Raw genomic sequence first — 14,275 nt, 5'->3', positions numbered from 1 at the left:
GCCGCTAGCGTTGTCTCAGTGGCGATGAAGATCGGAATTGTCGGACTCGGCTATGTCGGCCTGCCGCTCGCGGTGGCGTTCGCGGAGGCGGGCTGCGAGGTGGTCGGCGTGGACGTCGCCGCCGACCGCGTGGCGACGCTGCGCGAGGGCCGCTCGCACGTGGAGGACATCGCGGACGAGCGGCTCGCTCCCGTCATGGAGCGGATCACGTTCACGACCCGCTACGTGGAGCTGCACGAGACCGACGCGATCCTGGTCTGCGTCCCCACGCCGCTGACGCGCAACCGCGAGCCCGACCTGGGCCCGCTGCTGAGCTCGGCGCGGGCGCTGTCGGGCGTCATCCGCGGTGGGCAGACGGTCATCCTCGAGTCGACCACGTTCCCGGGCACCACGCGCGAGCACATGGTGCCGCTGCTGGAGGAGTCCGGGCTGCGGGCGGGCGAGGATTTCGCGCTCGCGTTCTCGCCGGAGCGCGTGGACCCGGGCCGCACCGACTACACGCTCAAGACCACGCCGAAGGTCGTCGGCGGGCTCACGCCGACGTGCACCGAGGCCGCGGTCGCCGTGTACGCGCGGGTGTGCGACACGGTCGTGCCCGTCTCCACGCCCGAGGTGGCCGAGCTCTCGAAGCTGCTCGAGAACATCTTCCGGTCGGTGAACATCGCGCTCGTGAACGAGATGGCGATGCTCGCGGACCGGATGGGGATCGACATCTGGGAGGTCGTCGAGGCCGCCTCGACCAAGCCCTACGGCTTCATGCCCTTCCAGCCGGGCCCGGGCATGGGTGGGCACTGCCTGCCCGTCGACCCCTTCTACCTGACGTGGAAGGCGCGCGAGTACGACCTGTCGACCGAGTTCATCGAGCTCGCCGGCAAGGTCAACCAGCAGATGCCGTACTTCTGCCTGGAGAAGGCCGAGCGGGCGCTGAACGACGTCGGCAAGCCCGTGCGCGGGGCGCGCATCGTCGTCTTCGGCGTGTCCTACAAGGCGGGCGTCGGGGACATCCGCGAGTCGCCGGCGCTGAAGATCATCCGGCTGCTGCGCGAGCGCGGGGCCGACCTTTCCTACCACGACCCGCACGTGCCCGAGCTGCCGGACTTCGGGCTGCGCAGCTCGGACCTGTCGGTGGTGGACGGCGCCGACCTGGCGCTCATCGTCACCGCCCATCCCACCGTGGATCACGCCGACGTCACGGCGCGGGCCCAGCTGACGCTGGACCTGCGCGGCGTGACGCGGTCGCTGGGCGCGGGCGCGCTCCAGCTCTAGCGCTTGCGCTGAACGCGCTCGCAGTGCTTGACGCTGTCGACGGCGTCGGCGATGACGCGGTCGCGCCCGGAGCCGCAGTCGATGACGTCGCGCTCGCCGTCGCGGGCGTAGATCACGTCGTCGCCGCTGCCGCCGTAGACGCGGTCGGTGCCCAGGCCGGGCGTGGCCAGGTCGTCGCCGGCGCCGAGGTAGATGCGGTCGCTGCCGTCACCGCCGGTGACCTCGTCGTCGCCGCCGCGGGCGTTGACGTAGTCGTTGCCGCCGTCGCCCTGGATCAGGTTCGGGCCGTTCGTGCCCAGGAGCCGGTCGGCCTCTTCGGAGCCGGTCGTCTCGGTCCAGCCGCCCGTGCGCAGGCACGAGGAGCTGTTCGGCCCCTGCTTGGAGCAGTCGATGTTCTCGGCGGACGCCGGCATGGCGACCACCGTGGCGGCGACCAGCGCGGTCGCCACCGCAATGCGAACTTTCATGGGAGTCCCTCCGTGAACCCGTGGGTGCGCGTATCCCTACGCGCGCTTGTACGCGTTATACGACGGCTTCTTCTCGCCGTCGCTATCCATCAGTCCAGTGAACGGCGCGCCGAGCTCGTCGCGCAGCTTGCGGTAGGACAGCGCCGCGACGTCCGCGTCGGACTTGATCAGCTTGAACGCGTTCGTGATCCACGTGGCCTGCGCGGCCTGCGTGAGCCGGAACGCGCCGCCGTCCGACGTCGCCAGCGACACCGGGCCGAGCCACAGCTTGTGGTCGCCCGCCCGCTTCTTGAGCTTGGCGAGGCTGGCCTTCGTCGGCGCCTTGCGGGCGGTCGGGTCGGTGCCGAAGTAGTCCATCCGCGCCTCCTTGCCGTTGCCGAGCTTGAGGCGGGAGTTGCCGTTGCCGCCGATCACCTTGTTCGACTTGCCGGCGGCCTTGAGCGCCGCGTACGCGTCGTCGAGCATCCGCGGGTAGTCCTTGGCGGGCTTGACGGGGCCGTCGCCGATCGCCCACGTGTGCACGGCCTTGTAGCGCTTGGCGGCGGCGGTCACGAAGTCCTTGAAGTCGCTCGCCTTCGCCCAGTCCGGGCGGCCGGTGATCGAGAGCGCGACCTTGATGCCGTTGCGCTTGGCCTCGGAGATCGCGCTGTCGATCTCCTCCGACCACTCGTAGCTCGCGTCCTCGGGGTCCTTGGCGTCAAGCGGCTCCAGCACGCCGACCTGGTCCCACTCGAGCAGCATCTGGTACGTCCCGACGCCCAGGTCCTTGTAGATCGGGAACTGCGATTCACCGTCGAGCTCGACGGGACCCCAGATCACCTTCTTCTGGCTCTTCGCCGCGTGTGCGGACGAAGGCAGCAGCAGGGCGAGGCAGAGCAGCAGGAAGGGCAGCGCGCGGCGGATCATGCGCATTTCAATACAGCGCGGACCCAGAAGTTGCGCCATAGACCTCGGCGAGTTGCTTGGCGATCACCTCGGGAGCGCTGCGCGCCCGCGCGGCGCGAAGCGCCCGCTCACCGGCCTGCGCGTCCCCGAAGAGCGCCGTTAGCCGCCCCTGCAGGGCCTCGACCGCGCCCGGCGGGTACAGCCCCTCCTCCGGCACCGCCTCCGTCAGCCCGCCCGAGGCGGCGGCCACCGTCGGCAGCCCGGCCGCCATCGCCTCGAGCGCCGCGAGCGGCAGGATCTCGGCGTACCGGCTGGGCACGACGGCCACGGCCGCGCGCCGGCGCAGGTCCGCCAGCTCCGAGGGGGAGACGTGCCCGACGAACTCGACGCGCGGCCCACGGGCGGGCCGGCCCGCGAGCTCGCCGGCCGGCGCCAGGCGGCCCTCCGCGGCGGCGCGCGCCTCGAGCTCCGCGCGCTGCGCGCCATCGCCCGCGATCACGAGCGGCAGCCCCGCGCGACCGCACGCCTCGAGCACGTCGGCGAAGCCCTTCTCGGGCGTCAGCCGGCCCGCGGCGAGCACGAACTCGCCGGCCGCGGCGTGCGAGGCGGCCGCGAAGTCGCGCTGGACCGAGCCCAGCACGCGCGCCTTGCCGCCCAGCGGGGCACCCAGGTCGCGAAGCCGGTCGAGGGCGAACGCGCTGGGCACGACGATCTCGTCGGCCGCGCCCGTGATCCGCTGCTGCCACAGGGACAGGCTCGCCGCGTACGCCGCCGACTCCGCCCGCGAGCCGCCGCGGCAGTTGAGCCGCACCCCGGGGAGCGTGTTGCGCCCGTGGCAGCGCGTGCAGTCCGCGCCGCGCGTGAAGCACGTCGCCACCGCGCACACGAGCCGGTAGTTGTGCAGGTGCAGCACGACGCGCGCCCCGGCCGCCTTCGCCGCCGCGAGCGCGCGCCAGCCGAACGTGGGGTTGACGTTGTGCGCGTGCAGCACGCGCGCCCCGGTGCGCCGCACCGCGTCCGCGACCTCCTCCGGCCGCAGCCCGCCGCGCAGGAGCCCGAGCGCGGCGTCGCGCTGGCCGATCGCCCCCGAGTCGCGCTCGAGCACCTCGGCGTCCTCGTCCAGGTGCTCGCGGATCAGCCACTGCAGGTCCGCCACCGCGCGCTCCTCGCCGCCGACTTCGCGGTACCGGTGGTGCAGGAGGAGGATCACGCGCGAGAAGGCTAGTTGCGCCGTACATAAACGGCCTGGACGTTTAAGTTCCACCGCGGCGCCTAACCTCTCGGCGCGATGGCTCCGCCCGCCTCGATCGTCTTCCCCACGCGCAACCGGCGCGACTATCTGGCCGTCGCGCTCGGGTCCGTCGCGCCGCAGGCCGCCGCGCGCGGCGCCGAGATCGTCGTGGTCGAGGACGACGCGGAGGACGCGCCGACCCGCGCGCTCGTCGAGGCCCACGGCGGGCGGTACGTGGCGCTCGGGACGCCGCGCGGGATCAACGTCGCCCGCAACGCGTGCGTGGTGCACTCGACGGGCGACCTGGTGTGCTTCCTCGACGACGACGTCGAGGTGTGGCCCGGCTGGCTCGACGCGCTGCTCGCGGGCGGCGACCACGAGGCGCTGGGCGGGCCGATCCGACCGCGCATCGACGCCAACCTGCACGCGTGTGGGCGCGAGCCGCTGCCGGTCACCGCGCTCGACCTCGGCGGTGAGGACCGCGAGGCCGACTTCGTGTGGGGCGCGAACATGGCCCTGCGCCGGAGCGCGCTGGAGCGGATCGGGCCGTTCGACGAGCGCCTCGGCGGCGCCGGGGACGAGGAGGACTGGCAGCGCCGGCTCCGCGCCGCAGGCGGCAGCGTCGGCTACGTCGCCAGGGCGGGCGTCGACCACCGGCGCGTCGGGCCCGACGCCCGGCTGCGCGCCCTCTCGCGCGCGAACTTCTACCGCGGCCGCGCCGCGCGCCGCTACGACGCGTACAAGGGCGCCGAGCCGTCGCTGGCGGCCGAGCTGCGCACGCTCGCCGGCTGCGCCGTCCACGTCGTGCGCTTCCGCTGCGGCGTCGGCGTCACGCTGACGGCGCTCACGCTCGGCCGGATCGTCGAGGCGCTCGACCCCGCCCCCGCGCCGCCGAGCGCCACCGACCCCGACTACCTGAGCGGCCGCTCCGGCACGCTCGGCCGCCGGACGGCGCTGATCGGCGCGCTCAAGGACGCCCGCGCCGCGGTCCGCCTGCCCCGCCGCGCGCCGCGCGGTGCGCGCCGCCGCGTGCACGTGGTCGGCGTCGCCAGGCCGGAGAACCTGCGCACGGTTGCCCGGCTGCGACGGGAGCTCGGCCGCTCGCACCACGACGTCGCGCTGCACTTCGGTCCACCCGCCCCGGGCGCGGGCAAGTGGACGAACATCAACGCCGCCCTCGCCGACGCGCCGATCGGCGACGCCGACTGGCTGCTGCTCGTCGACGACGACGTGATCCTGCCGCGTGGCTTCCTCGACCGCTTCCTCACGCTCGCCGAGGGCTACGGCTTCGAGCTCGCCCAACCCGCGCACGCGTTCGCCTCGCACGCCGCCTGGGACATCACGCGCCGCCGCCCCGGGGTGCTCGCCCGCCGCACGCGCTTCGTCGAGATCGGCCCGGTCACCGCGCTCAGCGCTCGCGCCGCCCGCGAGCTCCTCCCGTTCCCGGACCTGCGCATGGGCTGGGGCCTCGACGCCCGCTGGAGCGCGATCGCCGCCGAGCGGGGCTGGCCGATCGGCATCGTCGACGCCACCCCGGTCCGCCACCTCAAGCCCGTCGCCACCGCCTACCCGCGCGACGAGGCGATCGCGGAGGCCGAGGCCTTCCTCGACGGCCGCGCCTACGTCGCACGCGCCGAGGCGGGCGAGACGCTGGCCGAGTACCGCCGGTGGCCCACGTGAGGGTGGTCGTGGTCGCCGAGTACTACCCGCGCCGCGCCGACCCCGCGCTCGGCGTCTGGGCGCACCGCCAGGCGCTCGCGGCGCGGGATGCGGGCGCCGACGTCGAGGTGGTCGTGCTGCACCGCCCCGTGCCGTCGAAGGCGGCGCTCCGGCAGCGCGACGTGCGGGCGCTCGTCGCGCCGCTCAGGCAGCCGCTGCGCACGACGCTGGACGGGATCCGCGTGACGTACGCGCCGTTCGTGGCGCCACCGCGGCCGCGGTCCTACCCGCAGTGGGGCGCGTACGCCGCGCCGTCGCTCGCGCTCGCGTTGCGGACGCTGAAGCCGTTCGACCTCGTGCACGCGCACTACGCGGCGCCCGCCGGAGACGCGGTGCGCCGCCTCGGCCTGCCGGTCCCGACCGTGGTCAGCGTCCACGGCGGGGACGTGCTCGGCGTCGCGACGCGCTGGCGCGGCGGCCGGGCGGTCGTGGAGCGGTCGCTGCGCGCCGCGAAGCTCGTGCTGGCCAACTCCGAGGGGATCGCAGACCGCTGCCGCGCGCTCGGCGCCCAGGCCGTCCGCGTCGTCCACCTGGGCACGGACGTCCCGGAGCGCACGACCACCGGCACGGACATCGTCACGGTCGGCAACCTGATCGCCCGCAAGCGCCACGCGGACGTGATCCGCGCGCTGCCGCCGGGCGCGCGCTACGTGGTCATCGGCGACGGCCCGGAGCGCCCGGCGCTCGAGCGGCTCGCCGCGGGCAAGGACGTCGTCTTCCGCGGCGCGCTCCCGCCGGGCCAGGCGCTCGCCGAGGCGCGCCGCGGCGGCGTCTTCGTCCTCCCGAGCGTCGACGAGGCGTTCGGCGTCGCCTACATCGAGGCGATGGCCGCGGGCCTCCCCGCGATCGGCACGCGGGGCGAGTACGGCCCCGAGGAGATCGCGCGCTGCGGTGGCGGGATGACGCTCACCACGCCCGAGGCGCTCGGAGCCACGCTCCGACACGTGATCGAGCGGCGCGCCGAGCTGGGGGCGGCCGCGCGCGCGAACGTCGAGGCCCACTTCACCTGGGCGCGCACCGGCGCCGGCACGGTCGCCGCCTACGAGGACGCGCTGCGATGACCAAGCCGGTCCTGTTCGTCACCAACCACGCGCCGCCGTTCCGGATCGGCGCGTTCAAGGCCTTGCACGAGCGGGAGAACGTGGTGTTCGCGCTGATCGGCGGCGACGTGCGCCACGGCGGCGGCGGAACGCGGGCCGAAGCCCTTCCGTTCCCGGTGATCGCCCCGTCCCAGCGCGCCGTCGCCCGGATCGCCGCGTCCGGCCGCTACCGCGCCGTCATCGCCGGCCTCAGCGGCAAGGTCGCGCTGCCCGCCGCCTACGCGGGCGCCCGCGCCGGCCGGGTCCCGTTCGTCCTCTGGGCGACGATCTGGGCGCACCCGCGCACCGCGGCGCACGCGCTGTCGTACCTCCCGCTGCGGCACATCTACCGCCGTGCGGACGCGATCGCCACCTACGGCCCGCACGTGAGCGCCTACGTCCGCAGCAAGCACCCGCGCGGCCCCGTCTTCGAGGCCCCGCAGGCCGTCGACGGCGCGTTCTGGGGCGCCGCGGCCACCCCGGACCGACGCGCCGACTTCCAGGTGCTGTTCGCCGGCCGTCCCGCGCCGGAGAAGGGCTTCGACGTCCTCCGGCAGGCCGTCGACCCGCGCTCGCTGGTGGTGGCGGACGGGCGGTCGCCGCAGCAACTCCGCAACCTCTACGCCGGTAGCGACGTCTTAGTAGTGCCGTCGCTCCCCACTCGCGACTTCCTCGAGCCGTGGGGGCTCGTCGTCAACGAAGCCTTCCACCAAGGAACCCCCGTGATCGCCACCGACGCCGTAGGAGCCGCCGCGGGTGGGCTCGTCCAGCACGAGCGCACCGGCCTGATCGTCCCGGCCGGGGACGTCGACGCGCTGCGCGCGGCGATCCGCCGCCTGCAGGACGACGGCGCCCTGCGCCGAAGCCTCGGCGAGAACGCCCGCCATGAGGTCGCGAAGTACACCTACGACGCCTGGGCCGAGGGCATGTCCCGCGCCCTGGACGCCTGCTAGCGTGGATTTGCCAATGCGACGGACCATTTTGCTGGCCCTGTTCGCGGCGCTGCTGCTCGTCCCGACGACGACGGCCCACGCGCAGGGCAGGGAAGACATCCTCCGGGACTGCGCGGACGACGGCATCCTGCAGGGCACGTACTCGCCCTCCAAGCTGCGCGACGCCCGCAACAACATCCCGGCCGAGCTCGAGGAGTACTCGGACTGCCGGGACGTGCTCTCGCGCGAGATCTCGGCCAAGACCTCCGCGTCGAACAGCGGCGGCGGTGGTGGCGGAGGCGGCGCCGGCGGTGGCACCGGCGGCTCGACCGGTGGCGACAGCGGCGGCACCGGCGGCAGCACGACGTCCGCCCCGAGCGCGACCGCCACGCCGAGTAGCGCGCCGAAGCGCACGGGCAAGGACGTCGGCGTGCAGGTCGGCCCGTCCACGCCCGAGGACTGGAAGGCGATCGACGGCGCGATCGAGAAGGGCGGCGAAGCCGTGCCGATCAACGGGCGCCCGATCTCCCCCGCCGCCAGCGTCGGCCGCAACGGCCTGCCGGGAACGGTGGTCGTCGTGCTCGCCCTGCTCACGGCCGCGGCCATCGCCACGACCGTGCCCTTCGTCCGACGCCGTGTCCTCACTCGCGCGAAGCCGATTTAGACGGTACGTCGGGCGCCGGGACCCGCTGCGCCAGCGGCTGCAGCAGCTCGACCTGCCGCAGCCGCCCGACAGCGGACACCCGCTGACGATCGCGATCGTGATCGCGGTCGTCGCGACCGCGTTCGCCTCGCGCGGCGGCTCCCAGCTCGAGCGCACGACCTGGACCCAGATCGCGATCATGGTCGTGGGCGCCGGGCTGTGCGCGGCGGCGCTGCTGGTGCCGCGCTCGCCGCTGACGCCGGCGCGCTTCCGCGGCGCCGCGTCGCTCGCCGCCTTCGCGCTGCTCGCCGTCTACACGGCGCTGTCGATCACGTGGTCGCTGATGCCCAGCGACTCGTGGAACGAGGCCATGCGCACGATCGCGTACCTGGCGGCGTTCGCGGGTGCGCTCGCGCTCGGGCGGCTCGCGCCGTCGCGCTGGACGGCCGTGCTCTACGGCATCGCCGCGGGCGCCGTCGCGCTCTCCCTCTGGTCGCTGCTGACCAAGGTCTTCCCGGGCGCGCTCGCGCCCGACGACTCGTTCGCGCGGCTGCGGCCACCGTCGGACTACTGGAACAGCGTCGGCCTGACCGCCGCGCTGGGCATCCCGCCGCTGCTGTGGCTCGCGGCGCGCCGCTCCGGCCACGCCGCGTTCAACGTGCTGGCCTGGCCCGGCCTCGGCATCGCCGTCACGGCGCTCCTGCTGGCCTACAGCCGCGGTGCGCTGCTCGCGCTCGCGATCGGCCTCGGGCTGTGGTTCACGTTCGTGCCGCTGCGACTGCGCGGCGTGATCGCGCTCGGCAGCGTCGTGCTGACCGTGCTGCCGTTGTTCGTGTGGGCGTCCGCGCAGGACGGCCTCACCCGCGACGGCGCGGAGCTCGGCCTGCGGATCGACGCCGGCCAGGCGCTCGGCGCGCTGATCCTGCTCCTGATCGTGGCCATGACGATCGCCGGCCTCGCCGTCGGCTTCCTCTCGAGCGTGCACCCGCCGGGCCAGCGCACGCGGGTGCGCGCGGGGCGCGTCCTCGGCGCGGCCCTCCTCGCCGTGCCGATCGTCGCCCTGGTCCTGCTCGCGACCGCGTCCGGCGGCATCAGCGGCCAGGTGTCCAAGGCGTGGAAGCAGGCCACGGACCCGGAGGTGTCGGCGCCGACGAACTCGCCGTCGCGGCTGACCGAGACGTCCTCCGGGCGCGCCCGCTACTGGAACGAGGCCTTCAAGGTCCACGCCGAGGCGCCGTGGCTGGGCACGGGCGCGGGCGCGTACGGCACGCTGCGGCTCAAGTACCGCCTGGACGAGCGGCGCGTGGAGCACGCGCACGGCTACGTCGTCCAGACGCTGGCCGACCTGGGCTGGGTCGGGCTCGCGATCTCCCTGCTGGCCGCGGGTGCCTGGCTCGTGACCGCCGCCGGCACCGTCGGCGTGCGTCGCAGGGACCGGCAGCTGCACTGGGACGCGGAGCGCGTGGGCGTGGCGACGCTGGCCGTCGTCGCGATCGTGTTCGCCGTCCACTCCACCTTCGACTGGACGTGGTTCGTGCCCGCGAACGCGTTGCCCGCGCTGATCTGCGCCGGCTGGGTGGCTTCACGACCGACCCTGCGCGAGCGCTACGGCGTCGTGCCGGCCACCGAGCCCGCGCTGGAGACGCCGCGCGCGCCGCTGGAGGCGCGGCTGGGCTTCGCCGGGTTGCTGCTGCTGATCGCGTTCTTCGCCTCCTGGAGCGCCCTGCAGCCGATCCGCGCGCTGCACGCGCAGGATGCGGCGCTCACGCGGTTCGAGGCCGGCCAGGTGTCGCAGGCCGCCTCGATCGCGAAGATCGCGCACGAGCGCAACCCGCTCTCGGTCGACCCGCTGTTCGAGCTCGCGGCGATCGAGCAGGCGCGCGGGAACGACAAGGAGGCGCTCCGGATCCTCGGGGACGCGATCGACCGCGAGCCCGCGAACCCGGAGACGTGGCGCCGGCTCGGGCAGGCGCGGATGGACATCGGCGACGCGAAGGGCGCGCTGTCGGCGTTCCGGGCCGCGTACTACCTGGACCCGCGCAACCTGCGCAGCGTCAGCGACGTCGTCGTCGCCGCCCGCGCGGCCGGCGCTTCCTAAAGGCCCAGGGCCTTCAGGTTCGCGCCGCGCGCGCGACCAGCAGCTCGCCCTCGTGGCGGACGGCCGGCTCGAAGCCGTTGACCTCCAGGGCCTCGGTGAGCGAGCGGCGCGTGAAGAAGCGCACGTGCTGGCCCAGCGGGTCGAAGTGCGCCTCGAAGCGCGTCAGGGCGATCCAGGCGGCCTGGAAGCGGCCGTGGTAGGGGACGGTTGCCAGCAGGCGGCCGCCCGGCTTCAGCACGCGCCGGATCTCCGCGAGCGCGAAGCCGACGTCCGGGATGTGCTCGAGCACCTCCGAGCACCAGACGAGGTCGAACTCGCCGTGGCCGAACGGGATCGTCCCGTCGTCCTCGAGCAGCCGCACGTCGGCGCCGGTCGCGCGAGCGCGCAGGACGGCCGCCTCGGCGATCTCCACACCCGCCCCGTCATCGAGCAGCGTGAGGAAGCGGCCGGTGCCGCAGCCGTAGTCGAGCACGCGGTCGCCGGGGCGCAGCTCGGCCTGCAGCAGGCCGCGGCGGAGCGCCCAGGCGTACGGCTCGCCGTCCTCGTCCGGCCCGTCCGCCCAGAAGTCCTCGTAGAACTGACGCATCAGCCCCAATCATCGCGGGCCGTGCAGTCCTTCCCGGTGACGCCGGACGCGAGCGCCCGCTCGCGCGCGAGGTTGATGCCGCCGAAGCCGTCGTGCGCGGGCATCGGCGGCACGCACTCCATGCCCTTGAGCACCGGGATCGCGTCGGCGGAGAGGCCACCGAGGTAGGTGGCGTCGACCTTGCCGCTGCGCTCGTAGCGGTCCACGTTCCACTCGGCGATCCGGCGGTCGGGGTCGGCGAGCGCGAACGCCAGGAACGCCGCGACGGTCGTCGTGAGCATGGCGCGCGGGAGCCAGCGGGCACCGCGCGCGACGAGCACGAGCGTGAAGAGCGCGCCGAGCCAGAGCAGGATCGCGTGCGCCGCGAAGCGCAGGCGGGTGAAGCCGTACGCGTCCTCGAGCAGTTGCAGCCGGTGCAGCGCCGAGACGAGCATCACGAGCGTCAGCACCGACAGCGCGGAGAGCAGGACGCGCAGCAGCGACCCGCGGTCGCGAGCCCAGCGCGCGGCCGCGCCGACCACGGCGAGCGTCAGCGCCGCGACCGCGACGAGCTGGCCGAACCCGTTGCGCGCGTACTCGGCGTACGTCAGGTTCGCGGTCTGCTGCACGTAGGCGTCGCCGCCGAACAGGATCGTCAGCTGGAGCGCGACGAAGCCACCCAGCAGTGCGACCAGCGCGCCGAGCGGAAGCGCCCACTCGGCGCGCGCGAGCGTCCGTGAGACCGGCACGGGCGCGGGGCGGAACGGCGCCACCGCGGTGAACAGCAGCCCACCGCCGAGCGCGAGGAAGAGCACTGCGACCAGCGTGCGCTCGATCGGCATGTCCAGCGACGGCGCCCAGCCCTCCAGCAGCTCCGCGAACGCCGCGTCCGCGCTCACGAGCAGCGGCACGAACACCCCGAGCAGCGCGACGGCCAGCGCGGCGCCGCGCGCCGCCGGCCCGAAGGACGCGCCACGCGCCGTGGCCATGCCGACCAGGTACGTCCCGCCGGGCAGCCGCACCCAGACCGCGCCGAGCCCAGCCCACAGCTCGCCCCACCGCCGCCCGTCCGACGCGGCGAGCGAAGCCACCGCGACGCACACGATGAGGCACGGCACGACCACCCACACCGCCGCCCGCAGCGTCGGCACGAGCGCGAGCCCGGCGGCCAGCGCCCACCACACGCCCGTCCACCGGTCACGCCGGGCGGGCTCCGGCCGCGTGCGCAGGTCGACGTCCGGCACCGCGGCCGCACGCCGCACCCGGGCCGCGATCGCGTACAGCGCCGACAGCACGATCGTCACGCCGAGTCCGAGCGGCGAGCCGACCACGAGCGCACCGGCGAGCAGGGCGACGCCGACGACCGCCCGCGCGGCCCACACGGGCACGGCCGCGAGCGCGATCGCCGTGCGGCCGGCGGGCTCGGGCCGCAACGGCGGCACGACGCGCTCGACGGGAGGCCACACGCCGATGCCGGGTATGACGGGCACCGCCCGCGCACCGGGCCCGGCCGGACGTTCCGGCCGCCAGCCGCGCGACGTGTCCGGCCGTGCCCCGCGCGCGCCGTCGCCCGACGTATCCGGACCCTCCGGCCCCACGCCGTACGGGCGCGCGTCGTCGTTCCCGCCCGGGGCGGGCTCGTTCCCGCCGGGACGTTCCGGCGGGCCGATGTGCTCGGTCATCTCGGGAGCTCCACCACGACGCGGCAGCCGTGCGGCTCGCGTGGGCGGACGGCGATCGTGCCGCCGTGGGCGTCGACGATCCACCGGGCGATCGCCAGGCCGAGGCCGGTACCGCCGTCGCGCGCGGCGCGGGCGGAATCTGTGCGGTGGAACCGCTCGAACACGCGCTCTGCCTCCTCTGGGGGGATGCCGGGGCCTTCGTCGGCCACTTCGATCGTCGTGACGCCGTCGGTGGCGGCGTGGGCGCTGAGCCAGATGCGGCCGTCGGTGGGTGAGTGGCGGACGGCGTTCTCCAGCAGGTTGGAGATCACCTGGTGCAGACGCTCGGAGTCGCCGGTCGCGCGCAGGTCGCCCGGCTGGACGTCGACGCGCAGCCAGACGGGTTGGGACATGTAGCGCTCGCCGAGCTCGCACTCGCGGGTCGCCTGCTCGAGCATCGGCCGCACCGGGAACGGCGCAGGGCGCAGCGCCAACGCGCCGCTCTCCAGCCGCGACAGGTCGAGCAGCTGGGCGACGAGCCGCCCGAGCCGCTCCGTCTGCACCAGCGCCGTGCGCAGGGCGGTCGGGTCGACCGGCTCGACGCCGTCGACGAGGTTCTCGAGCAGCGCCTGCAGCGCGCCGATCGGCGTCCGCAGCTCGTGGGAGACGTTCGCCACCAGGTCGCGGCGCATCCGGTCCACGTCGGCCAGCTCGGCGGCCATCGCGTTGAACGCGCGTGCCAGCTCGCCGACCTCGTCGCGGGAGGACGCGGTGACGCGGCGCCCGTAGTCGCCGCGCGCCATCGCCGAGGCCGCCGCGGCCATCTCGCGCAGCGGCGACGTCATCCCGCGCGCCAGGAACTGCACGATCGCGAGCGCGATCAGCGCGGCCACGGCCGTCCGTGCCTCGAGCCCGAGGCCGAGCCGGAAGCCGATCGCCAGCACGACGACCGTGCCCGCGACCGTCGCGACGATCACGACGCCGAGCTTGACCTTGATCGAGCTCAGGCGGTCCAGCGGCCTCATGCCGGCGACTCCAGGGCGTAGCCGACCCCGTGCACCGTCCGCACCAGGTCGCTGCCGAGCTTGCGCCGCAGCCCGCGCACGTGCGAGTCGACGGTGCGCTGGCCCGAGCCGTCGCGCCACCCCCACACGTCGGCGAGCAGCTGCTCGCGCGAGAACACCGCGCCCGGCCGGCCCGCGAGCAGCGCGAGCAGGTCGAACTCGGTCGGCGTGAGGTGCACGATCTCGCCGCCCGAGCGCACGAGGCGCGCCGCCGGGTCGATCTCCAGGGTCCCGATCCGCACCGCGTCGCCGGGCGGTGCCGGACGCCGCTCGACCCGCCGCAGCAGCGCGCGCACGCGCGCCACCAGCTCACGCGGCGAGAACGGCTTCGTCATGTAGTCGTCGGCGCCGACGGCGAGCCCGACCAGCAGGTCGGACTCTTCGCCGCGCGCGGTCAGCATCAGCACGGGCACGGGCCGGCTGTGCTGGACGCGCCGGCACACCTCCAACCCGTCGAGCCCCGGCAACATCAGGTCCAGCACCACGAGGTCCGGCCGCACGCGCTCGCACAGCGCGACGCCGTCATGTCCGTCGTGGGCCACCTCGACGGTGAAGCCCTCGGCCCGCAGCCGCGCGGCCACGGCGGAGGCGATGACCTCCTCGTCCTCGATCACGCAGATGAGCGCCCCGGTCACGTCGGCCAGTGTGTCAAGCGCCGGTGCGAG

The 14,275-nt window shown here is 74.8% G+C and carries 13 protein-coding genes; 6 read left to right on the top strand and 7 right to left on the bottom strand.

Features of this window, described 5'->3' with window-relative positions; genetic code table 11:
* Positions 1–24 precede the first annotated feature (24 nt).
* Positions 25–1,266 carry a nucleotide sugar dehydrogenase gene (locus C8N24_RS13425; RefSeq protein ID WP_121253182.1) on the top strand — a complete coding sequence of 414 codons (1,242 nt, stop codon included), beginning with the start codon at positions 25–27 and terminating at the stop codon, positions 1,264–1,266.
* Here C8N24_RS13425 and C8N24_RS33940 read toward each other — a convergent pair.
* The 3 genes from C8N24_RS33940 to C8N24_RS13415 are packed head-to-tail and all read right to left on the bottom strand — an operon-like array spanning position 1,263 to position 3,828.
* Positions 1,263–1,733: a calcium-binding protein gene (locus C8N24_RS33940; RefSeq protein WP_170179064.1), complete on the bottom strand. Its 471-nt coding sequence runs from the start codon at positions 1,731–1,733 to the stop codon at positions 1,263–1,265. The two genes, C8N24_RS13425 and C8N24_RS33940, sit on opposite strands and share 4 nt — an antisense overlap.
* A 36-nt stretch (positions 1,734–1,769) precedes the next feature.
* Positions 1,770–2,639: a hypothetical protein gene (locus C8N24_RS13420; protein ID WP_147447770.1), complete on the bottom strand. Its 870-nt coding sequence runs from the start codon at positions 2,637–2,639 to the stop codon at positions 1,770–1,772.
* A gap of 7 nt (positions 2,640–2,646) precedes the next feature.
* Entirely contained in the window at positions 2,647–3,828 is a 1,182-nt protein-coding gene (locus tag C8N24_RS13415; protein WP_121250625.1) for a glycosyltransferase family 4 protein, read from the bottom strand.
* Between the two features lie 78 nt (positions 3,829–3,906).
* Here C8N24_RS13415 and C8N24_RS13410 point away from each other — a divergent pair, with 78 nt between their 5' ends.
* Genes C8N24_RS13410 through C8N24_RS13390 form a run of 5 tightly spaced genes read left to right on the top strand, consistent with a single transcriptional unit; the run spans position 3,907 to position 10,320 of the window.
* Positions 3,907–5,529, top strand: coding sequence for a glycosyltransferase (locus C8N24_RS13410; protein WP_121250624.1), 1,623 nt, complete (start codon positions 3,907–3,909; stop codon positions 5,527–5,529).
* The gene (locus C8N24_RS13405) at positions 5,526–6,629 is read left to right on the top strand and encodes a glycosyltransferase (RefSeq protein WP_245971853.1); all 1,104 of its coding nucleotides are present in this window, start codon (positions 5,526–5,528) and stop codon (positions 6,627–6,629) included. The genes C8N24_RS13410 and C8N24_RS13405 overlap by 4 nt, the downstream gene beginning before the upstream one ends.
* Positions 6,626–7,600, top strand: a complete 975-nt coding sequence (locus tag C8N24_RS13400; protein ID WP_121250623.1) for a glycosyltransferase family 4 protein — start codon at positions 6,626–6,628, stop codon at positions 7,598–7,600. Before C8N24_RS13405 ends, C8N24_RS13400 begins: the two co-directional genes overlap by 4 nt.
* Before the next feature lie 13 nt (positions 7,601–7,613).
* The gene (locus tag C8N24_RS13395; protein ID WP_147447769.1) at positions 7,614–8,243 is read left to right on the top strand and encodes a hypothetical protein; all 630 of its coding nucleotides are present in this window, start codon (positions 7,614–7,616) and stop codon (positions 8,241–8,243) included.
* Entirely contained in the window at positions 8,215–10,320 is a 2,106-nt protein-coding gene (locus C8N24_RS13390) for an O-antigen ligase family protein (protein ID WP_121250621.1), read from the top strand. Before C8N24_RS13395 ends, C8N24_RS13390 begins: the two co-directional genes overlap by 29 nt.
* A 13-nt stretch (positions 10,321–10,333) precedes the next feature.
* Here C8N24_RS13390 and C8N24_RS13385 read toward each other — a convergent pair whose 3' ends face one another.
* The 4 genes from C8N24_RS13385 to C8N24_RS13370 are packed head-to-tail and all read right to left on the bottom strand — an operon-like array spanning position 10,334 to position 14,245.
* Positions 10,334–10,906, bottom strand: coding sequence for a class I SAM-dependent methyltransferase (locus tag C8N24_RS13385; protein ID WP_121250620.1), 573 nt, complete (start codon positions 10,904–10,906; stop codon positions 10,334–10,336).
* The gene (locus C8N24_RS13380) at positions 10,906–12,567 is read right to left on the bottom strand and encodes a DUF4153 domain-containing protein (RefSeq protein WP_121250619.1); all 1,662 of its coding nucleotides are present in this window, start codon (positions 12,565–12,567) and stop codon (positions 10,906–10,908) included. The genes C8N24_RS13385 and C8N24_RS13380 overlap by 1 nt, the downstream gene beginning before the upstream one ends.
* A complete protein-coding gene (locus tag C8N24_RS13375) occupies positions 12,564–13,571 on the bottom strand; it encodes a sensor histidine kinase (protein WP_121250618.1) in 1,008 nt (335 codons plus the stop codon). The genes C8N24_RS13380 and C8N24_RS13375 overlap by 4 nt, the downstream gene beginning before the upstream one ends.
* Positions 13,568–14,245, bottom strand: a complete 678-nt coding sequence (locus tag C8N24_RS13370) for a response regulator transcription factor (protein WP_211339950.1) — start codon at positions 14,243–14,245, stop codon at positions 13,568–13,570. The genes C8N24_RS13375 and C8N24_RS13370 overlap by 4 nt, the downstream gene beginning before the upstream one ends.
* Positions 14,246–14,275 lie beyond the last annotated feature (30 nt).

The sequence above is a fragment of the Solirubrobacter pauli genome (assembly GCF_003633755.1).
Taxonomy (GTDB): Bacteria; Actinomycetota; Thermoleophilia; order Solirubrobacterales; family Solirubrobacteraceae; genus Solirubrobacter; species Solirubrobacter pauli.
The sequence above is the reverse complement of the archived record's forward strand: the minus strand, read 5'-3'. Positions and strand labels throughout refer to the sequence as shown.